Annotated in this window: 19 protein-coding genes; 14 read left to right on the forward strand and 5 right to left on the reverse strand. The window is 61.6% G+C overall.

Translation table 11 applies throughout. The features are described 5' to 3' along the window. Position 1: 1 nt before the first annotated feature. Together murU and IDM28_RS20595 are read right to left on the reverse strand one after the other, a co-directional pair. Entirely contained in the window at positions 2-673 is a 672-nt protein-coding gene (murU, locus tag IDM28_RS20590; RefSeq protein WP_188036779.1) for an N-acetylmuramate alpha-1-phosphate uridylyltransferase MurU, read from the reverse strand. Beyond that, positions 670-1,683, reverse strand: a complete 1,014-nt coding sequence (locus tag IDM28_RS20595) for an aminoglycoside phosphotransferase family protein (protein WP_150571171.1) — start codon at positions 1,681-1,683, stop codon at positions 670-672. Before IDM28_RS20595 ends, murU begins: the two co-directional genes overlap by 4 nt. 130 nt (positions 1,684-1,813) lie before the next feature. Here IDM28_RS20595 and IDM28_RS20600 point away from each other — a divergent pair, with 130 nt between their 5' ends. The 11 genes from IDM28_RS20600 to IDM28_RS20650 all read left to right on the forward strand — a co-directional run bounded on the left by IDM28_RS20600 (position 1,814) and on the right by IDM28_RS20650 (position 15,825). Next, positions 1,814-4,642 (forward strand): LPS-assembly protein LptD, encoded by a 2,829-nt coding sequence (locus tag IDM28_RS20600; RefSeq protein WP_188036780.1) that lies wholly within the window; start codon positions 1,814-1,816, stop codon positions 4,640-4,642. Then, positions 4,623-5,942, forward strand: coding sequence for a peptidylprolyl isomerase SurA (gene surA, locus IDM28_RS20605; protein ID WP_101322387.1), 1,320 nt, complete (start codon positions 4,623-4,625; stop codon positions 5,940-5,942). Before IDM28_RS20600 ends, surA begins: the two co-directional genes overlap by 20 nt. After that, on the forward strand, positions 5,939-6,928 hold the full coding sequence (gene pdxA, locus IDM28_RS20610) for a 4-hydroxythreonine-4-phosphate dehydrogenase PdxA (protein WP_101322388.1): 990 nt from the start codon (positions 5,939-5,941) through the stop codon (positions 6,926-6,928). Before surA ends, pdxA begins: the two co-directional genes overlap by 4 nt. Continuing rightward, positions 6,925-7,728 (forward strand): 16S rRNA (adenine(1518)-N(6)/adenine(1519)-N(6))-dimethyltransferase RsmA, encoded by an 804-nt coding sequence (rsmA, locus tag IDM28_RS20615; protein WP_101322389.1) that lies wholly within the window; start codon positions 6,925-6,927, stop codon positions 7,726-7,728. The genes pdxA and rsmA overlap by 4 nt, the downstream gene beginning before the upstream one ends. Positions 7,729-7,879: 151 nt before the next feature. Further along, positions 7,880-8,260, forward strand: a complete 381-nt coding sequence (gene apaG, locus IDM28_RS20620; RefSeq protein WP_101322390.1) for a Co2+/Mg2+ efflux protein ApaG — start codon at positions 7,880-7,882, stop codon at positions 8,258-8,260. Beyond that, complete coding sequence (locus IDM28_RS20625; RefSeq protein ID WP_103435195.1) at positions 8,260-9,141, forward strand: symmetrical bis(5'-nucleosyl)-tetraphosphatase; 882 nt, start codon at positions 8,260-8,262, stop codon at positions 9,139-9,141. The genes apaG and IDM28_RS20625 overlap by 1 nt, the downstream gene beginning before the upstream one ends. Beyond that, complete coding sequence (gene glpE, locus IDM28_RS20630; protein ID WP_101322392.1) at positions 9,138-9,467, forward strand: thiosulfate sulfurtransferase GlpE; 330 nt, start codon at positions 9,138-9,140, stop codon at positions 9,465-9,467. The genes IDM28_RS20625 and glpE overlap by 4 nt, the downstream gene beginning before the upstream one ends. A 280-nt stretch (positions 9,468-9,747) precedes the next feature. After that, complete coding sequence (locus tag IDM28_RS20635) at positions 9,748-11,670, forward strand: PrkA family serine protein kinase (protein ID WP_101322393.1); 1,923 nt, start codon at positions 9,748-9,750, stop codon at positions 11,668-11,670. Between the two features lie 129 nt (positions 11,671-11,799). Next, positions 11,800-13,074 (forward strand): YeaH/YhbH family protein, encoded by a 1,275-nt coding sequence (locus IDM28_RS20640; protein WP_101322394.1) that lies wholly within the window; start codon positions 11,800-11,802, stop codon positions 13,072-13,074. Continuing rightward, positions 13,071-14,639, forward strand: a complete 1,569-nt coding sequence (locus IDM28_RS20645) for a SpoVR family protein (protein ID WP_101322395.1) — start codon at positions 13,071-13,073, stop codon at positions 14,637-14,639. The genes IDM28_RS20640 and IDM28_RS20645 overlap by 4 nt, the downstream gene beginning before the upstream one ends. 58 nt (positions 14,640-14,697) lie before the next feature. Next, on the forward strand, positions 14,698-15,825 hold the full coding sequence (locus IDM28_RS20650; protein WP_188036781.1) for a multifunctional CCA addition/repair protein: 1,128 nt from the start codon (positions 14,698-14,700) through the stop codon (positions 15,823-15,825). A 19-nt stretch (positions 15,826-15,844) separates the two neighbouring features. Here IDM28_RS20650 and folK read toward each other — a convergent pair whose 3' ends face one another. After that, positions 15,845-16,354: a 2-amino-4-hydroxy-6-hydroxymethyldihydropteridine diphosphokinase gene (folK, locus tag IDM28_RS20655; protein ID WP_188036782.1), complete on the reverse strand. Its 510-nt coding sequence runs from the start codon at positions 16,352-16,354 to the stop codon at positions 15,845-15,847. Beyond that, positions 16,345-16,701, reverse strand: coding sequence for a dihydroneopterin aldolase (gene folB, locus IDM28_RS20660; RefSeq protein ID WP_101322398.1), 357 nt, complete (start codon positions 16,699-16,701; stop codon positions 16,345-16,347). The genes folK and folB overlap by 10 nt, the downstream gene beginning before the upstream one ends. Before the next feature lie 74 nt (positions 16,702-16,775). Between folB and plsY the strand changes: the two genes are divergently transcribed. Next, the gene (gene plsY / locus IDM28_RS20665; protein WP_101322399.1) at positions 16,776-17,345 is read left to right on the forward strand and encodes a glycerol-3-phosphate 1-O-acyltransferase PlsY; all 570 of its coding nucleotides are present in this window, start codon (positions 16,776-16,778) and stop codon (positions 17,343-17,345) included. Between the two features lie 27 nt (positions 17,346-17,372). Here the strand turns inward: plsY and tsaD are convergent, their stop codons facing one another. Further along, positions 17,373-18,398, reverse strand: coding sequence for a tRNA (adenosine(37)-N6)-threonylcarbamoyltransferase complex transferase subunit TsaD (gene tsaD / locus IDM28_RS20670; RefSeq protein ID WP_101322400.1), 1,026 nt, complete (start codon positions 18,396-18,398; stop codon positions 17,373-17,375). A 205-nt stretch (positions 18,399-18,603) separates the two neighbouring features. Between tsaD and rpsU the strand changes: the two genes are divergently transcribed. Then, entirely contained in the window at positions 18,604-18,819 is a 216-nt protein-coding gene (gene rpsU, locus IDM28_RS20675) for a 30S ribosomal protein S21 (protein WP_002551877.1), read from the forward strand. A gap of 297 nt (positions 18,820-19,116) precedes the next feature. Further along, a complete protein-coding gene (gene dnaG, locus IDM28_RS20680) occupies positions 19,117-21,096 on the forward strand; it encodes a DNA primase (RefSeq protein WP_150571166.1) in 1,980 nt (659 codons plus the stop codon). Positions 21,097-21,122 lie beyond the last annotated feature (26 nt).

Below are 21,122 nucleotides of genomic sequence, written 5' to 3' on the forward strand. Positions count from 1 at the left end.
GTCAGGCGCGCTCGCCGATCAGGCGCTCGACTTCGGCGAGCCGCTCGAGCGTACCGACATCGACCCAATGGCCCTGATGGTGCTCACCGCTGACCTGGCCCTGCGCCATCGCCGTACGCAGCAGCGGCGCAAGCTTGAACGCGCCCGCCTGGCAACCGGTGAACAACGCTGGGTCCAGTACCGACACCCCACTGAAAGTCAGCGTGCCTGGAGTATCGTCGCCATCGATCACCCGCTCACCTTGCAGGCGGAAATCGCCACGGCCGTGGTGCCCGGGGTTATCCACCAGCACCAGATGCGCCAATGCCTTGCTCGGCGCGCGCAAACGGCTGAAGTCGAAATCGGTCCAGATATCGCCGTTGATCAGAATGAACGGCGCATCACCGAGCAGCGGCAGCGCCTTGAAGATACCGCCGCCGGTTTCCAATGGCTCGCCCTCGGCCGAGTAGCGAATGCTCAGGCCGAACTGGCTGCCATCGCCGAGGTGGTCTTCGATCTGCTGGCCGAGCCAGGCATGATTGATCACCACCTCGGTCACACCGGCAGCCGCCAGCGCGCGCAGGTGATACTCGATCAACGGCTGGCCGGCGACCGGCACCAGCGGTTTCGGGGTGTGCAGGGTCAGGGGGCGCATGCGCTCGCCCTTGCCTGCGGCCAGAATCATCGCCTTCATCGGCCCGCCTGCAGTTGTGCGATCAAGCTGCCCAGTTCTGCCAGCTCCGGTCGGCGCACGATCACTTCGTCTATATAAGCAAAGAAGCGTGGTACGTCGCTGAGGTAGCGCGGCTTGCCGTCGCGGTGGCAGATGCGCGCGAAAATACCGATGACCTTGAGGTGGCGCTGCACGCCCATCAGGTCACTGGCGCGGTGGAACGCCTCGAACTCAGCCTGCACCGGGATGCCGGCAACCCGCGCCTTCTCCCAGTAATCACCCAACCAGCCTTCAACCCGCGCTTGCGGCCAACTGAGGAAGGCGTCCTTGAACAGGCAGGTGATGTCATAGGTAACCGGGCCATAGACCGCATCCTGAAAATCCAGCACGCCAGGGTTGGGCGCACTGTGCATCAGGTTGCGCGGCATGTAGTCGCGGTGCACCAGCACTTTTGGCTGGGCCAGCGCGCTGTCGATCAACAGCTGGCTGACACGCTGCCAGCTGGCCTGCTGCTCGGCACTCAGGCTGACGCCCAGCTCGCGGCCCACATACCACTCAGGGAACAGCTCAAGCTCGCGGCGCAGCAAGGCATCGTCGTAGCTCGGCAGCGCTGCGTCCAACGGCAGCCGCTGCAAGGCCAGCAGGGCGTCGATGGCGTCGGCGAACAGGCCGTCGGCGTTTTCCGGGTTAATGATGTCGAGGTATGTCTGGTGGCCCAGATCGCCCAGCAGGAGGAAGCCCCGCGCCAGGTCTTGCGCATGAATGGTCGGCACGTGCACGCCGGCACTGGCCAACAAATGATCGATGGCAACGAACGGCGCGCAATTTTCCTGCGGCGGCGGCGCATCCATGACCACGAAACTGCGCTCGCCGGCCTGCCAGCGGAAGTAGCGGCGGAAGCTCGCGTCACTGCTGGCGGCGGTCAGCGTGCCTGCTGGCACGTCGCCCCAGGCGTTGCGTTGAAACAGGTTGAGCAGTTGTTCCTGGAGCCAGGCCTGGAGCAGTTCTAGACGAAGATCGTGTTCGGGCATTACAAGGGTCTCCGACGGCCCTAGCCGTCAAGCGGGTCATGCTTTATTATCCAGCATCTTTTTCAGACCATCGAGAGGCGTGCGGCCCCACACGCGGGCAGATGGCACGCAGGAAGCCCGGACTAATAAGATGGCATTGAAATCCCCCACGTTTCGTAGAAAGTTTCCGTTGCTGGTAACAGGCAGTTTGCTGGTACTGCAACCACTGGCCACCTCGTACGTGGTGGCAGCCGAGCAGTTTGACTGCCAAGTGTCCGCCTCCGGTGGTTGGGACTGCAAGCCCAAGACGCCAGCCAACAGCCTGCCACCACGCCCTGTGCATGATGGCGCGGCGCTCAGTTCGACCGGCGAAGGTAAGGCTGAACAAGCCACCGTCGACGGCGAACCCGCGCCAATGCTGGTTACCGAGAGCAAGGGCCGCGGCCTGAAAACGCGCAGCGAAGACTACAGTCACCTCGACTGGGTCCCGCGCGACAAGCTCACGGCTGCCCAACTGGCCGAGACCGGTCCGTACTGCGCCGGTGCCTACATCGAACCGACCCGCCCTGGCATGGATGACACCACGCCCAAAGACGAGTCGCCGACCTACATCAACGCCAAGGTCTCCAAGTACCAGCAGGAGCAGCAGATCGCTACCCTCGCCGGTGACGTGGTCATGCGCCAGGGCAGCATGCAGGTCGAGGCTGATGAAGCCAACCTTTACCAGGCCGAAAACCGTGGCGAGCTCAAGGGCAACGTCAAGATCCGTGACAACGGGGCGCTGGTAGTCGGTGATGCCGGGCAGATCCAGCTCGACACCGGTGAAGCCCAGGTCGACAACGCCGAATACGTGATGCACAAATCGCGCATTCGCGGTAACGCCCTGTACGCCAAACGCGCCGAAAACGCCATCATTCGCCTCAAGGACGGTACCTATACCACCTGTGAGCCGAACAGCAACGCCTGGCAGCTGAAGGGCAACAACATTACCTTGAACCCGGCCACGGGCTTCGGTACTGCGACCAACGTCACCCTGCGGGTCAAGGATTTCCCGGTGTTCTACACACCGTACATCTATTTCCCGATCGATGACCGTCGCCAGTCCGGCTTCCTGCCGCCGTCGTTCAGCTCCAGCAGCGACACCGGCTTCATGCTGGTCACGCCGTACTACTTCAACCTGGCGCCGAACTACGACGCCACGTTGTACCCGCGCTACATGGCCAAACGCGGCATGATGGTCGAAGGCGAATTCCGCTACCTGACCAAGTCCAGCGAAGGTCAGTTCGGCGGCGCCTACCTGAACGACGAAAGCAACGATCGCGAGAAGCAGACCGACTACCAGAAAGATCGCTACATGATCAACTGGCAGCACCGCGGTGGCCTCGATGATCGCCTGATGGCGGAGGTCGACTACACCAAGATCAGCGATCCGTTCTACTACCAAGACTTGGAGTCGGAGCAGATCGGCGTCGAGACCTCGGAAGTGGTCAACCAGCAAGGCGCACTGACCTACCGTGGAGACAGCTACGTTGCGCGCCTGAACGCGCAGGCGTATGAGATGGCGACAATTTCGCGCATCACTCCGTACGACAAGCTGCCGCAGCTGACCCTTAACGGCATGCTCCCTTACCACCCGGGCGGTCTCGACTTCACCTATCAGAGCGAAGCTGTACGCTTCGATCGTGATTTGAAGAACGACACTGTGCGCGACAAGGACGGTAATCTTGACACTTCAGCCGGTGGCACTCCGGGTCGACGCCTTGATGAAAACGTCTTCGGTCTGGCCCGTGCCAACGGCACTCGCCTGAACTTCGCACCGGCGATCAGCCTGCCGGTTGAGGCCAGCTATGGCTACGTGAAGCCGAAGCTCAAATACGTCTACACCCGTTATGACCTGGACTTGGATGGTGAAGGGAAAGGTGACATTGCAGACCTAGCCGCTCGTGATCCTGCTCAATTGGCACTGCGCGGAGAATACTCCAGCAGCCAGGACCGCAACGTGCCGGTCTTCAGTGTCGACAGCGGCCTGTACTTCGACCGCAACACCCAGTGGTTCGGCAAAGACTATCGCCAGACCCTCGAGCCGCGTCTGTTCTATCTCTACGTTCCGTATGAAGATCAGAAAGACATCCCGATCTTCGACACCGGTGAGAGCTACTTCAACTACGCCTCGCTGTTCCGCGACAACCGCTTCGGCGGCTCGGACCGCATCGGCGACGAGAACAAGCTGTCGCTCGGTTTGACCAACCGCTGGATCGAAGAAAACGGCTTCGAGCGTCAACGCGTCAGCGTCGGCCAGGCCCTGTACTTCGCCGATCGCAAGGTGCAGATGCCAGGCATCGACTGGCGCACCCGTCAGGACTCGCAGTCGAACGTCTCGCCGTACGCATTCGAATACATGTTCGCCTTCAACCGCGACTGGCGCCTGAATGCCGACTACAACTGGGATCCGGACACCCGCAGCCCTCGTTCGGGTAGCGCGATGTTCCACTACCAGCCGGAAGATAATCCGAACAAGATCATCAACGCTGGCTACCGCTACCGCAACGACCTGGTCCGCTACGACTCGCTGACCGGCTTGTGGCAAGTGGGCGGCGGCGACTACGGCACCCCAGGCCAGCCGAACTACGTCAAGGACTACTACAAGATCAAGCAGCACGACTTCTCGGTGATCTGGCCGATCGTGCCGCAATGGAACGCCATTGCGCGCTGGCAGCATGACTACAACCAGAACCGCACCCTGGAAGCCATGGGCGGGTTCGAGTACGACAACTGCTGCTGGAAGCTGCGTCTGATCAACCGTTACTGGATCGACTACGACGACTTCAGCCAGGCAATTCCGCAGAACGAAAAAGGCGACCACGGCATCTTCCTGCAAATCGTCCTGAAAGGGCTCGGTGGCGTCGTGGGCAACAAGGTCGAATCTTTCCTCGACCAAGGCATTCAAGGTTATCGTACTCGTGAAGACCAAGCTTATTGATCGTCTGCGCCCGCTGATGCTGGGCGCCGCACTGCTGACCGGCGTGGCGCATGCTGCGCCACAACCGCTGGACAGCGTGGTGGCCATCGTCGACAACGACGTGGTCATGAAGAGCCAACTGGACCAACGTGTACGCGAGGTCGAGCAGACCATCGCCAAGCGTGGCGGCGGCATGCCGCCAAAAGGCGCGCTGGACCAGCAAGTACTGGAGCGCCTGATCGTCGAAAACCTGCAATTGCAGATTGGCGAACGCTCGGGCATCCGCATTACCGACGAAGAGCTGAACCAGGCCATCGGCACCATTGCCCAGCGCAATGGCATGTCGCTGGAGCAGTTCCAGGCAGCGCTGCGTCGTGACGGCCTGTCGTTCGACGATGCTCGCGAGCAGGTCAAGCGCGAGATGATCATCAGCCGCGTGCGCCAGCGCCGGGTTGCCGAGCGGATTCAGGTGTCCGAGCAGGAAGTGAAAAACTTCCTCGCCTCCGACCAGGGCAAGATGCAGCTGTCGGAAGAGTTCCACCTCTCCAACATCCTCATCCCGACCCCGGAAGGCGCCAACTCGGCAGCGATCCAGGCGGCCGCTCAGCAAGCCGGCCAGGTCTACCAGCAGCTCAAGCAAGGCGCCGATTTCGCGCAGATGGCCATCGCCCGTTCGGCCAGCGAAAACGCCCTCGAAGGCGGCGACATGGGCTGGCGTAAAGCCGGTCAACTGCCACCTGAGTTCGCCAAGATGCTCAGCGGCCTCAGCAACGGCGAGATCGCCCAGCCGATTCGCATCCCCAACGGCTTCCTCATCCTGAAAATGGAAGAGAAGCGCGGTGGCAGCGAAAACGTCCTGCGTGATGAAGTGCACGTGCGCCATATCCTGATCAAGCCAAGCGAGATCCGCAGCGACGCGGCCACCGAGCAACTGGCCGAGAAGCTCTACGAGCGGATCAAGAACGGTGAAGACTTCGCCACCCTGGCCAAGAGCTTCTCGGAAGACCCGGGCTCGGCGCTCAACGGCGGCGACCTCAATTGGGTCGACCCGAACAGCCTGGTGCCTGAGTTCCGCGAAGAAATGGCCCGCGCCCAACAGGGTGAAGTGACCCGTCCGTTCCGTACCCAGTACGGCTGGCATGTGCTTGAAGTCATGGGCCGCCGCGCCACTGACAGCACCGACCAGGCCCGTGAACAGCAAGCCCTGAGCGTGCTGCGCAACCGTAAATACGACGAAGAGCTGCAAACCTGGCTGCGCCAGATCCGCGACGAAGCCTACGTTGAGATCAAGCTGCCTGGCGCCGACCAGGCCGCCCAGTGAAGCCCCTGCGCTTCGCCGTTACTCCCGGCGAGCCGGCCGGCATAGGTCCCGACCTGTGCCTGCTGCTCGCCAGCGAAGCCCAGCCCCACCCCCTGATTGCCATCACCAGCCGTGACCTGCTCGCCGAGCGGGCCACCCAGCTGGGGCTGGCTGTCGACCTGCTGGCAGTAGCGCCGGGCAACTGGCCCGAGCAACCAGCACCGGCCGGCAGCCTGTATGTCTGGGATACACCGCTGGCGACAGCGGCTGTGGCCGGCCAGCTCGATCAGGCCAACGCCGCATTCGTGCTGCAGACCCTGACCCGCGCGGGCAACGGCTGCCTCGATGGCAGCTTTGCCGGGATGATCACCGCGCCGGTGCACAAGGGCGTGATCAACGAGAGCGGTATCCCATTTTCCGGACATACCGAGTTTCTCGCCGAACTGACTCACACCGCACAAGTGGTGATGATGCTCGCCACCGGCGACCTGCGCGTTGCCCTGGTAACCACCCATCTGCCGCTGCGCGAGATTGCCGACGCAATCACCGCTGAACGCCTCGAGCGGGTCACGCGCATCCTGCATGCCGACCTGCGCGACAAGTTTGGCATCGCCAACCCGCGCATCCTGGTCTGCGGGCTCAACCCGCATGCCGGCGAAGGCGGCCACCTGGGCCGCGAAGAAATCGACATCATCGAGCCTGCACTGCAGCGCCTGCGCAACGAAGGCATGGACCTGCGCGGCCCGCTGCCGGCCGATACCCTGTTTACCCCAAAATATCTGCAGCACTGCGACGCGGTGCTGGCGATGTACCACGACCAAGGCCTGCCTGTACTCAAGTACAAGGGCTTTGGCGCAGCGGTCAACGTCACCCTGGGCTTGCCGATCATCCGCACCTCGGTCGATCACGGCACCGCCCTGGACCTCGCCGGCAGCGGCCAGGTCGACACCGGCAGCCTGCGCGTCGCGCTACACACCGCCTATCAGATGGCCGAGAACCGCACATGAACGAGCAATACCAACACCGCGCGCGCAAGCGCTTCGGCCAGAACTTCCTGCATGACGCCGGCGTAATCCACCGCATCCTGCGTGCCATCCATGCCAAGCCCGGCGAGCACCTGCTGGAAATCGGCCCAGGCCAGGGCGCCCTCACCGAAGGCCTGCTGAGCAGCGGCGCGCAACTGGACGTCGTCGAGCTGGACAAGGACCTGGTGCCGATCCTGCAACACAAGTTCGCCGGCAACGACAATTTCCGCCTGCATCAAGGCGATGCGCTGAAGTTCGACTTCAACCAGCTAGGTGTTCCTGCCGGCAGCCTGAAAGTAGTCGGCAACCTGCCGTACAACATCTCTACGCCGCTGATCTTCCACCTGCTCAGCCACGCCGGGCTGATCCGCGACATGCACTTTATGCTGCAAAAGGAAGTAGTCGAGCGCATGGCCGCAGGGCCTGGCGGCGGCGATTGGGGCCGGCTGTCGATCATGGTGCAGTACCACTGCCGGGTCGAACACCTGTTCAACGTCGGCCCTGGCGCGTTCAACCCGCCGCCGAAGGTCGACTCGGCGATCGTGCGCCTGGTCCCGCATGAAGTCCTGCCGCACCCGGCCAAGGATCACCTGCTGCTCGAGCGCGTCGTGCGCGAAGCCTTCAACCAGCGCCGCAAGACCCTGCGCAACACGCTCAAGGCCTTGCTCAGCAATGAACAGATCGAAGCCGCCGGCGTCGATGGCAGCCTGCGCCCCGAGCAGCTCGACCTGGCTGCGTTCGTGCGTCTGGCTGACAAGCTGGCCGAACAGAGCGCCGCGTAACAACGATACCGGCCTGGCCTGGGTGCAGCCATTTGCGCCCAGGCCGCTCCCCCCCTGAAGCACCTCCGCTGCGACACGACTGGCCTCCCGCCCCGCCGATAGCCTAGACTGCATGCACTGCCGTAATCGCGTGTTTGCTCAAGGCCATTGCATGTCCGACCCTCGATACCTGATCGACGTTAGCGTCGTCACCCGCTACCTCAAAGAACAGTCCGACCCCGACAACGAGCGCTTTGCGTTCGCCTACACCATTACCGTGCAGAACAGTGGCACGGTCGCAGCCAAGCTGATGTCACGGCACTGGCTGATCACCAATGGCAATGGCGAAGTCGAAGAAGTGCGCGGGGCTGGTGTGGTGGGCCAGCAACCGCTGATCGCGCCTGGGCAGAGCCACACCTACAGCAGCGGAGCGGTGATCAGCACCCACGTCGGTGCCATGCAGGGCAGCTATCAGATGTTCGCCGAAGACGGTAAGCGCTTCGATGCCACCATTGCCCCCTTCCGCCTGGCTGTACCTGGGTCGCTGCACTGATGGCTGTGTACGCCGTCGGTGATCTGCAAGGCTGCCTGCAGCCGCTCAAGTGCCTGCTCGAGCGCGTGCGCTTCAATCCAGCTGTCGACCGCTTGTGGCTGGTCGGTGACCTGGTCAACCGCGGCCCCGAATCGCTGGAAACACTGCGTTACCTGTACGCCATGCGCGACTCGCTGGTGTGCGTGCTGGGCAACCACGACCTGCACCTGCTGGCGGCCTGGCACAATGTCGAGCGCCTGAAAAAAAGCGACACCCTGCGCGAGATTCTCGAGGCGCCAGATGCCGATCAGTTGCTCGACTGGCTACGCCGGCAAAAACTGCTGCATTACGACGAGCAGCGCGGCGTTGCCCTGGTGCATGCCGGTATCCCACCTCAATGGACCCTAGGCAAAGCCCTTGAACTGGCTGCCGAGGTAGAGCAGGTACTGCGCGACGACACCCGACTCAAACTCTATCTGGACGGCATGTACGGCAACGAGCCGAACAAGTGGAGCAAGGACCTCAGCGGGGTCGATCGCCTGCGTGTGATCACCAACTACTTCACCCGCATGCGCTTCTGCACCGCCGCAGGCAAACTAGACCTGAAAAGCAAAGAAGGCCTGGACACTGCACCCAAGGGCTATAAGCCCTGGTTCGCGCACAAAGACCGCCGCTCCCGGCATGTGCAGATCATCTTCGGCCACTGGGCCGCCCTCGAAGGGCAAGCCGACGCCCCTGGCGTAGTGGCGCTGGACACCGGCTGCGTGTGGGGCGGCGCGATGACCCTGTACAACGTCGACAGTGGCGAAATGCACCGCTGTGACTGCGCCGACGACGGGACCCCGCGCCCGCCGGTCAGTCAGCTAAACTCAACGATCAGCCCAGAAGGAACCTCGCCATGAGCGAATTCAAGCGCATCCCTCCCGAGCAGGCTCAGGCCCTGCGCGAGCAAGGTGCAGTCGTGGTCGACATCCGTGACCCGCAGGCCTACGCCGCTGGCCACATCGATGGCGCTCAGCACCTGGATAACCACTCGATCAGCGACTTCATCCGCGCCGCCGATCTGGACAAACCCACCGTCGTTGTCTGCTACCACGGCAACTCCAGCCAGAGCGCTGCCGCGTACCTGATTGGCCAGGGTTTCTCCGACGTCTACAGCCTCGATGGCGGCTTTGAACTGTGGCGCAATACCTACCCCGCCGAGACCGCTACCAGCTCCGCCGAATAAATTTTCACTTAGCCTGCAGCCCGCGCCCCGTGCGGGCTGCGCCAGACCTGACGAACGGTCGCGGCAAACTTCTCGGCCTAGCGCCCTTGCCCTTGCGCAGAACCAACTACTCTTAAGCTCAGGCCATCCAAAAAGGGGAGAGCCGGTACACCGGCGTGCGGGTCATCGGTAGCGCTTCAAGGGTGTTCTGGGGGGTACACAGCGGCCGGCGAAATCCGGCAGCTGCCAGCATCAACTGATTGATCCGGCGTCGGCTCCACGTATCGAGCGAGGTGACGTCATGAGTATTTTTAGCCACTTCCAACAACGTTTCGAGTCAACCCGTCAGGAAGAATTGACGCTGCAGGAATACCTGGAGCTGTGCAAGCAGGACCGCAGCGCGTACGCCTCGGCGGCCGAACGGCTGTTGCTGGCCATCGGTGAACCGGAGGTGATCGATACCTCCACCAACTCACGGCTGTCGCGCATCTTCTCCAACAAGGTGATCCGGCGCTATCCGGCCTTTGCCGACTTCCATGGCATGGAAGAGTGCATCGATCAGATAGTCTCCTACTTCCGCCATGCTGCGCAGGGTCTGGAAGAGAAGAAACAGATCCTTTATTTGCTCGGTCCGGTAGGTGGCGGTAAGTCGTCGCTGGCCGAGAAGCTCAAGCAACTGATCGAAAAAGTACCGTTCTATGCGATCAAGGGCTCGCCGGTCTTCGAGTCGCCGCTGGGTCTGTTCAATGCGACAGAAGACGGCGCCATTCTCGAAGAAGACTTCGGCATCCCACGGCGTTATCTGAACACCATCATGTCGCCCTGGGCGACCAAGCGGCTGGCTGAGTTCGGGGGCGACATCAGCCAGTTCAAGGTGGTCAAGCTGTACCCGTCGATCCTCAATCAGATCGCCGTGGCCAAGACCGAACCCGGTGACGAAAACAACCAGGACATCTCGGCACTGGTCGGCAAGGTGGATATCCGCAAGCTCGAAGAATTCCCGCAGAACGACGCCGACGCCTACAGCTACTCGGGCGCATTGTGCCGGGCCAACCAGGGCCTGATGGAATTCGTCGAGATGTTCAAGGCGCCGATCAAGGTCCTGCACCCACTGCTGACAGCTACTCAGGAAGGTAACTACAACAGTACCGAAGGCTTGGGGGCGATCCCCTACTCCGGGATTCTGCTGGCTCACTCCAACGAATCGGAGTGGCACACCTTCCGTAACAACAAGAACAACGAAGCGTTCATCGACCGGATCTACATCGTCAAGGTGCCGTACTGCCTGCGCGTCAGTGACGAGATCAAGATCTACGACAAGCTGCTGTTCAACAGCTCGCTGGCCAAGGCGCATTGCGCGCCCGATACCTTGAAGATGCTGGCCCAGTTCACTGTGCTGTCGCGCCTCAAGGAGCCGGAAAACTCCAACATCTACTCGAAGATGCGCGTCTACGACGGCGAGAACCTAAAGGACACCGATCCAAAAGCCAAGTCGATCCAGGAGTACCGCGATTCGGCCGGTGTCGACGAGGGCATGAACGGTCTGTCGACCCGCTTCGCGTTCAAGATCCTGTCCAAGGTGTTCAACTTCGACGCCCACGAGGTAGCGGCCAACCCGGTGCACCTGCTGTATGTACTGGAGCAGCAGATCGAGCAGGAGCAATTCCCGGCCGAGGTGCGTGAACGCTATCTGCGCTTCCTCAAAGAGTACCTGGCACCACGCTATATCGAGTTCATCGGCAAGGAAATCCAGACCGCCTACCTCGAGTCCTACAGCGAGTACGGCCAGAACATCTTCGACCGTTATGTGCTGTACGCAGACTTCTGGATTCAGGACCAGGAGTACCGCGACCCGGAAACCGGCGAAATCCTCAACCGGATTGCCCTCAACGAGGAGCTGGAGAAGATCGAGAAACCGGCCGGCATCAGCAATCCGAAGGACTTCCGCAACGAGATCGTCAACTTCGTGTTGCGTGCCCGCGCCAACAACAACGGCAAGAACCCAACCTGGCTCAGCTACGAAAAACTGCGGGTGGTGATCGAGAAGAAAATGTTCTCCAACACCGAGGACCTGCTGCCGGTCATCAGCTTCAACGCCAAGGCCAGCAAAGAGGACCAGCAGAAGCACAACGACTTCGTCACCCGGATGGTGGAGCGTGGCTACACCGACAAGCAGGTGCGCCTGCTTTCGGAATGGTACCTGCGGGTCAGGAAATCGCAGTAAGCGGCTAGCTAGACGGCCCAGATCGCACGCTGTGCAGCGCACCGTTTCGACGTTGCGCCACAGCCTGCGGTACTGGTGGTGGCTGTTTCGTGCAGCGTCAAGCCTGCAGCTGTTGTCAGCGGAGAGACCATGAGCTACGTAATCGACCGACGCCTGAACGGCAAGAACAAGAGCACGGTCAACCGCCAGCGTTTTCTGCGCCGGTACCGTGACCACATCAAGAAGGCCGTCGAAGAGGCGGTGAGTCGTCGTTCCATCATGGACATGGAGCACGGCGAGCAGATCAGCATCCCCGGGCGTGATATCGACGAACCGGTGCTTCATCATGGCCGCGGCGGCAAGCAGACTGTGGTCCATCCAGGCAACAAGGAATTCACCGCCGGTGAACACATCGCGCGGCCGCAAGGCGGCGCCGGCGGTGGCGGCGGACGTGGCAAAGCGGGTAATTCCGGCGATGGCATGGACGACTTCGTATTCCAGATCACTCAGGAAGAGTTTCTCGAGTTCATGTTCGAGGACCTCGAGCTACCCAACCTGGTCAAACGCCAGCTGACCGGCACCGAGACTTACAAGACCGTCCGCGCCGGGATCAGCAACGAAGGCAACCCCGCACGCATCAACATCATCCGCACCCTGCGCTCGGCCCATGCCCGGCGCATCGCCCTGACCGGCAGCAGCCGCGCCCTGTTGCGTGAGGCCAAGGCGGAGCTGGCACGACTGAAAGTCGAAGAACCAGACAATTTCACCGATATCCAGGCAGTCGAAGCCGAAATCCAGCGGTTGAGCGCGCGGATCAACCGCCTGCCCTTCCTCGACACCTTCGACCTCAAGTACAACCTGCTGGTGAAGCAACCCAGTCCCAGCTCCAAGGCGGTGATGTTCTGCTTGATGGACGTGTCCGGCTCGATGACCCAGGCCACCAAGGACATCGCCAAGCGCTTCTTCATCCTGTTGTATCTGTTTCTCAAGCGGAACTACGACCGCATCGACGTAGTGTTCATACGTCACCACACCAGTGCCCGCGAAGTCGACGAAGAAGAGTTCTTCTATTCGCGCGAAACCGGCGGCACCATCGTCTCCAGTGCGCTCAAACTGATGCAGGAGATCATGGCCGAACGTTATCCGACCAACGACTGGAACATCTACGCCGCGCAAGCTTCGGACGGGGACAACTGGAACGACGATTCGCCGATCTGCCGCGAGATCCTCTCCAAGCAGATCATGCCGCATGTGCAGTACTACACTTACGTTGAAATTACCCCACGTGAGCACCAGGCGCTGTGGTACGAGTACGAGCGCATCGGCGATTCGTTCCCGGATACCTTTGCCCAGCAGCAGTTGGTCTCGGCCGGTGATATCTATCCGGTCTTCCGTGAACTCTTCCAGCGCAGGTTAGCCACATGACCGCCAGAGCACAGAGACGCCAACCGATTTCCACCGGGTCCGAGTGGACGTTCGACCTGATCCAGACCTACGACCGCGAAATCGGTCGGCTGGCCGAGCGTTACGCGCTGGACACTTACCCCAACCAGATCGAGGTCATCACTGCCGAGCAGATGATGGATGCCTATGCCTCGATCGGCATGCCGCTCGGTTACCACCACTGGTCCTACGGCAAGCAGTTCCTCAGCACCGAGAAGTCCTACAGCCGGGGGCAGATGGGCCTCGCTTACGAGATCGTGATCAACTCCGACCCGTGCATCGCCTACCTGATGGAAGAAAACACCATGTGCATGCAGGCACTGGTGATTGCTCACGCCTGCTACGGCCACAACAGCTTCTTCAAGGGCAACTACCTGTTCCGCACCTGGACCGATGCCAGCTCGATCATCGATTACCTGGTGTTCGCCAAGCAGTACATCGCCCAGTGTGAAGAGCGCCATGGCATCGACGCAGTGGAGGACCTGATCGACTCCTGCCACGCCTTGATGAATTACGGCGTGGACCGCTACAAACGCCCCTACCCGATTTCCGCCGAGGAAGAGCGCCGCCGGCAAAAGGACCGTGAAGAACACCTGCAACGCCAGATCAACGACTTGTGGCGGACCATCCCCAAAGGCGCCGACAAGGGCAACGACCGCGACGACGCGCGCTTCCCGGCCGAACCGCAGGAGAACATCCTCTATTTCATCGAGAAGCACGCCCCATTGCTTGAGCCTTGGCAGCGTGAAGTGGTGCGCATCGTGCGCAAGATTGCCCAGTACTTCTATCCACAGCGCCAGACCCAGGTGATGAACGAAGGCTGGGCAACCTTCTGGCATTACACCTTGATGAATGACCTCTACGACGAAGGCCTGGTTACTGAAGGCTTCATGATGGAGTTTTTGCAGTCGCACACCAGCGTGGTGTTCCAGCCCGGCTTCGACAGCCCGTACTACAGTGGCATCAACCCCTACGCCCTGGGCTTTGCCATGTACGTCGATATTCGGCGTATGTGTGAACACCCAACTGATGAAGATCGCCGCTGGTTCCCTGAAATTGCCGGCAGCGATTGGTTGTCTACCATCAAGTTCGCCATGAGCAGTTTCAAGGATGAGAGCTTCATTCTGCAGTACCTGTCACCCAAGGTAATCCGCGACCTGAAGCTGTTCAGCATCCTTGACGACGACCAGCGTGATGACCTGCTGGTGCCTGCAATCCACGACGAAGACGGCTACCGCACCATCCGCGAACAACTGGCATCGCAGTACAACCTTGGCAACCGCGAACCGAACGTGCAGATCTGGAGCATCGACCGCCGCGGCGACCGCTCGCTGACCCTGCGCCACCAGCAGCACAACCGCAAACCATTGGGCGACTCCACCGAAGAAGTCCTCAAGCACCTGCACCGTTTGTGGGGCTTCGATATCCATCTGGAAACCGTGCAAGGTGACCAGATCATGAAGACCCATCACATGCCGCCACGGGGCGAACACGGCGACCCCGGCGACTACGGCCGGATGGACCTGGCGGTGATCCACCACCTCTAGCCCAGCCACCGCCATTGCTGTCGACAGGGTATCCTGTCGCCAGCAATGGAGGTTCTACATGCAGATTTACAAAGTCGGCGGCGCCGTGCGCGACCGCCTGCTCGGCTTGCCGGTAAGCGATGTCGACTGGCTGGTGGTGGGTGCAACGGTCGAGCAGATGCAAGCGCTGGGCTATCGCCCGGTCGGTGCTGATTTCCCGGTCTTCATCCACCCGAAAACCGGCGAGGAGTACGCACTTGCGCGCACCGAACGCAAGAGCGGACGCGGCTATGGCGGCTTTACCTTTCACGCCAGCCCCGAAGTTACGCTCGAAGAAGACCTGATCCGCCGCGATCTGACCATCAATGCCATGGCCGAAGACCTGCAGGGCAACCTATACGATCCCTACAACGGCCAGAGTGACCTCGAACAGCGCATCCTGCGCCATGTATCTCCGGCGTTCGCCGAAGATCCCCTGCGCGTGCTGCGGGTTGCGCGCTTCGCTGCGCGCTATGCCGCTTTGGGCTTCACAGTGGCCGCCCAGACGCTTGAGCTGATGCGCCAGATCACCGGGTCCGGTGAACTGCAGGCGCTGACTGCCGAACGCAGCTGGAAGGAGATCGAACGGGCCCTGATGGAAGATCAGCCACAGGTATTCATTGAAGTGCTGCGGGCCTGCGGCGCGCTCAAAGAGCTGCTACCCGAGCTGGATTCGCTGTTTGCCACGCCAGGTGAACGCGGCCAGGCCACCTTGGCCGTGTTGGCCCACGCCGCAGCCCATGAACAGCCACTGCACGTACGCTGGGCCTGCCTGACCCATGATCTGGGTGCAGCCATCAAAGCCGTCGGCCAGCGTTTCAAGGCACCTCGTGAATGTCAGGAACTCGCCTGCCTGGTAGGCGAATGGCAGCATCACTACCAGCAGGCAGCAGCGCTGGATGCCAGCACGTTGCTGAATATTTTGCAGAAGTTCGACGTCTATCGCCGTCCGCAGCGCCTGGAAGACTTCATCGCAGTCTGCGAGATGATTGCCCATGGACACTCGCTGCATGACTGCTCGCAGAGTGCCTACCTGCGCGGAGCAGCTGCAGCCGCGAAAGCCGTAGAAGTGAAAGATCTGGTCCAGCAAGGCCTGACCGGGCAAGCGCTGGGCGAGGCGGTCAAAGCCCAGCGATTGTCGGCACTGGAAGCCTATACCCAGCGCTGAATGCCGCTGTGACTGGGGCTCAGGTCCGGGTCAACTGCAAGCCGCGCCATTCAAACGGCACGGGTGCCAATATCTGATCGATGTTGGCATCCTGCCACAGCTGGGCCATGCGCTTGCCCTCACTGGGATGGACCAGCTGCGGCGCGATCTGCGACAACGGCAGCAGCACAAAGGCGTTTTTCAGAATCTCCGCCCGCGGCAATTCCAGGCCATCGAAGCTACCGTGCAGATCGTCATACATCAGCACATCGATATCCAGCGGCAAGCCCTTGCGCTCAGGCGCGTAGCGGCCGTTTTCCGCCTCGATCAACTTCAGCCGACGGTCCAGCTCGAGCAGCGGCAGGTCGGTTTGCCCGGTCACCACCAGGTTGTAGAACGGACCACTCTTGATCCCCACCGCCTGGCTTTCGAATACTGCCGAGCAACGCATGTCGCCGAGAAAGCTGGCCAGCGCGTCGAGCCCCGCACACAAGTGCCGCTCGCGCTCAACATTGCTGCCCAGCCCCAGATATACCGTGCTCAGAGACATCCGCGCTCGATCTCCACGCCAACACCACCACGGGCCGCCGGCACCGCGCCCGGCTTGGTCAGTTTCAGGCGTATCCAGGGGATATTGAATTCGGCCATCAACAGCGCGACCAGGCGCTCGGCGAAGGTTTCTACCAGTTCGAACCGCGCCTGTTCGGCAAAGGCCTGAATGCGCGCCGTGATGGTGGCGTAGCACAGGGCCAGGTTGAGGTCGTCAGTGGCGGCCGCAGGGCGGTTGTCCCACGCCAGACTCAGGTCCAGGCGCAGGCACTGGCGAATCTCCCGCTCCCAGTCGTAGGCGCCGATTACCGTATCGACTTCCAGGCCTTCGATGAACACTCTGTCCAAGCACTTCTCTCCACAGCACGACAAGGGCGACTGGCGCCGTTAGAATCAAGGCGTCCTCGCCCGGAATAGTTAGCATGTTTTGGTTATTGGCGATGCTCGCCTACCTGCTTGGCTCGCTGTCCTTTGCCATTGTTCTGAGCCGCCTCAGCGGTAACCCCGACCCTCGCTCAAGCGGTTCGGGCAATGCCGGGGCGACCAACATGCTGCGCCTGGCTGGGCGCAAGATGGCGATCCTGACCCTGCTGGGCGACCTGTGCAAGGGCATCGTGCCCGTGCTGCTGGCCGAGCAAGCCGGGCTGGGCCTGCAACAGCAAGCCTGGATCGGCCTGTGCGCGGTCATCGGCCACCTGTTCCCGGTGTACTTTCGCTTCCGTGGCGGCAAGGGCGTAGCCACTGCCGCCGGCGTGCTCCTGGCCCTGTACATTCCAGCTGCCTTGCTGGCTATCACGGCCTGGCTGATGACCTTCTACCTGACCCGCACCAGCTCGCTCGCCGCATTGATCGCCACTCCGCTGACCCTGCCATTGCTGGCCTGGCGCGAGCCGGCGGCGCTGCTGCCGATGAGTGTGCTGACGTTACTCATCGTCTGGCGCCATCGGCGCAACCTGCGCGACCTGTTCGCTGGCCGCGAACGGCATTTCTGACGCCGCCCCACCCCTTAAAAAAACCGATCAGATCGGCGGCAACTGCTCCATCGGCCAGCGCGCCTGCACGCTGATCGCCAGATCCTGCTGCTGCCCGGCCAGCAAACGCTGACAACCGGCATAGGCGATCATCGCGCCGTTGTCAGTGCAAAAGCGCGGACGCGCGTAGTAAACATTGCCCTTGATCGTTGCCAGCATGCCTTCCAGCGATGCGCGCAACGCGGTATTGGCACTGACCCCGCCGGCAATCACCAGGCGCTTGAGGCCGGTCTGCTGCAGGGCGCGCTTGCACTTGATAGTCAGAGTGTCGACTACCGCCTGCTGGAACGCCAGCGACACGTCGCAACGGGTTTGCTCGGTGTCGTCACCGGCATCACGGCACTTGTTCCAGGTGTTCAGCGCTGAGGTCTTGAGGCCACTGAAGCTGAATTCCAGCCCAGGGCGGTCGGTCATCGGCCGCGGGAACGTGAAGCGCCCCGGCACACCCTGCTCGGCCAGGCGGGCAATTTCCGGGCCGCCGGGGTAATTCAGGCCGATCAGCTTGGCAGTCTTGTCGAAGGCCTCGCCGGCGGCATCGTCCAGGCTCTCGCCGAGCAACTGGTACTGGCCGATGCCATCGACCCGAACCAGCTGCGTATGGCCGCCGGACACCAACAAAGCGACGAACGGGAATTGCGGCGGCTGCTCTTCGAGCATCGGCGCGAGCAGGTGACCCTCCATGTGATGCACGCCGATTGCCGGGATATCCCAGGCAAATGCCATCGACTGCGCGCAGGAGGCGCCCACCAGCAGCGCGCCGACCAGGCCCGGGCCTGCGGTGTAGGCGATTGCGTCGATATCGCTGGCCACTGCGCCGGCATCCGCCAGTACTTCGCGGATCAACGGCAGCATGCGCTTGACGTGATCGCGCGAGGCGAGCTCGGGCACAACGCCGCCGTAGGCGCGGTGCAGGTCGATTTGACTGAACAGTGCATCAGCGAGCAAACCGCGTTCACTGTCGTATAATGCGACGCCGGTTTCATCGCAGGATGTTTCCAATCCCAGTACTAGCATGGGTCTGTGCCTTGTTTAGGCTGAATTCGAAGGCGCGCATGATAGTCCCCGTGCCCAGTGCCGACCAGCGGTTTTCGATCAGAGGCTTTGCATTCCGGTCAGCTTAGCGTTAACATCCGCAACCCTTGAAAACCGACGTTCTCCAGCGCATCTTTATTTTTGTCAGGAGCACGTCTACCCCGGTAACGAACGAAGGTAGCCCTGGATGCCAGCCGTCAAAGTAAAAGAGAACGAACCCTTCGACGTAGCTCTGCGTCGTTTTAAGCGCTCCTGCGAAAAAGCCGGTGTACTGGCTGAAGTGCGTAGCCGCGAGTTTTACGAAAAGCCAACTTCCGAGCGTAAGCGCAAGGCTGCTGCTGCAGTCAAGCGTCACGCGAAGAAAGTGCAGCGCGAACAGCGCCGCGCCGTTCGCCTGTACTAATACAGACGTTCGTCGCAAAGCTTCTGCCCTGCCCGGCTAACCCCGGGCAGTTGGCAGCAGCAGCTTCAAACCTCAGGCGCGAGCCCGAGGCGCCAGCTACCTAGAGCAGCCGGCAACCGTAACACACGTCAGAACTGGTCCTCGCGACCAGGCGTGCCGTCCCTGTCTGACGAGCCCTTGTGGCTGGCGACGCGCACACTCCCCTCGCTTGACCCTCACTGCATCGCACCGCACCCATCATTCCCGCACCCTTGCGTTAGCGATTAGACTTGCCGACTGCACGATGACGAGACTGCCATGGCCGGGCTGATTCCCCAGAGCTTCATTGACGACCTGCTTAACCGCACCGACATAGTCGACGTGGTGAGTTCGCGCGTCCAGCTGAAAAAAACCGGCAAGAACTACTCCGCCTGCTGCCCGTTCCACAAAGAAAAATCGCCGTCGTTCACGGTCAGCCCCGACAAGCAGTTCTATTACTGCTTCGGTTGCGGCGCCGGCGGTAACGCGCTCGGCTTCGTCATGGACCACGACAACCTGGACTTCCCCCAGGCCGTCGAAGACCTCGCCCGCAGTGCCGGCATGGAAGTCCCGCGCGAAGAAGGCCGGCGTGGCAACAAGCCACGTCAACCGACCGACTCGCCGCTGTACCCTTTGCTGGAAGCTGCCGCCGAATACTACCGCCAGGCGCTGCGCAGCCATCAGACGCGCAAGGCGGCCGTTGATTACCTAAAGGGTCGTGGCCTGTCCGGCGAAATCGCCCGTGATTTCAGCCTGGGCTTCGCCCCGCCCGGCTGGGACAACCTGATGAAGCACCTGGGTGCCGACAGCCTGCAGCAAAAGGTCATGATCGATGCCGGCCTGCTGATCGAGAATGCCGAAAGTGGCAAGCGCTACGACCGCTTCCGCGACCGGGTGATGTTCCCGATCCGCGACAGCCGTGGCCGGATCATCGCCTTTGGCGGCCGCGTGCTGGGTGACGACAAGCCCAAGTACCTGAACTCGCCGGAGACCCCGGTATTTCACAAAGGCCAGGAGCTGTACGGCCTGTATGAAGCGCGCAAGCACAACCGCAGCCTCGACGAAATCATCGTCGTCGAAGGCTACATGGATGTCATCGCCCTGGCTCAGCAAGGCCTGCGCAATGCCGTAGCGACCCTCGGCACTGCCACCAGCGAAGAGCACCTCAAGCGCCTGTTCCGGGTAGTGCCCAGCGTGCTGTTCTGCTTTGACGGCGATCAGGCCGGTCGCAAGGCAGCCTGGCGTGCACTGGAGTCGACGCTGTCGAGCCTGCAGGACGGTCGCCGCGCACGCTTTCTGTTCCTGCCCGAAGGCGAAGACCCGGACAGCCTGGTCCGTGCCGAAGGCACCGACGCGTTCCGCGCGCGCATCATTCAGCACGCACAACCGCTGGCGGATTACTTTTTCGAGCAATTGAGCAACGAAGCCGATCCTCGCTCACTGGAAGGCAAGGCGCACATGGCGACCCTGGCTGCACCGCTGATCGAAAAAGTCCCCGGCGCCAACCTGCGCCAATTGATGCGCAACCGGCTCAAGGAAATCACCGGGCTGGATACTCAGCAGGTCGAGCAACTGACGCAGAACGCGCCAGCGGCCAGCGTGCCCGATTACGACCCAGGCTTCGACTACGACGCCATGGCCAGCTACACCCCCGACTATGCCGACGCGCACCAGCCCGACTACGGCGCGCAGCAAGAGCAGCGGCCATGGACGCCGAACAAAGGTGCCGGCAAAAAGCAGTGGGAGAAAAAACCCTGGGACAAGAAAGGCGGCAAACCCTGGCAACGGGATGGCCAGCGCGAGGCGCCGCCACGGGTGCCGGCGCCGGTCGAACCACCAACGCTGTCGGCCTTGCGCACCCTGCTGCATTACCCGCTGCTGGCTGGCAAGGTCGAAGACGCCAGCCATTTCGCCGATGAAGAGCATGTGTACAACCAGCTGCTGATTTCGCTGATCGAAGCTGCACAGAAGAATCCTAAGCTAAGCTCAATGCAACTGATTGCACGCTGGCACGGCACTGACCAGGGGCGTTTATTGCGCGCCTTAGCAGAAAAGGAATGGCTGATCGATGCCGATAACCTTGAACAACAGTTTTTCGACACCATTACTAGCTTATCCGCCCGCCAACGCGAGCGCAGCCTGGAACATCTGATGCGCAAAGCGCGTCAAAGTGACTTGAGTCCAGAGGAAAAATCTCAGCTTTTGGCCCTGCTGAGCCGCAAAGTTCCTGCACAAAACCCGACCTCATCTGGCGCGTGAGGCCCTTATTCGGGTATAATCCTCGG

The organism is Pseudomonas sp. EZ-C24 (assembly GCF_014525325.1).
GTDB lineage: Bacteria > Pseudomonadota > Gammaproteobacteria > Pseudomonadales > Pseudomonadaceae > Aquipseudomonas > Aquipseudomonas shirazensis.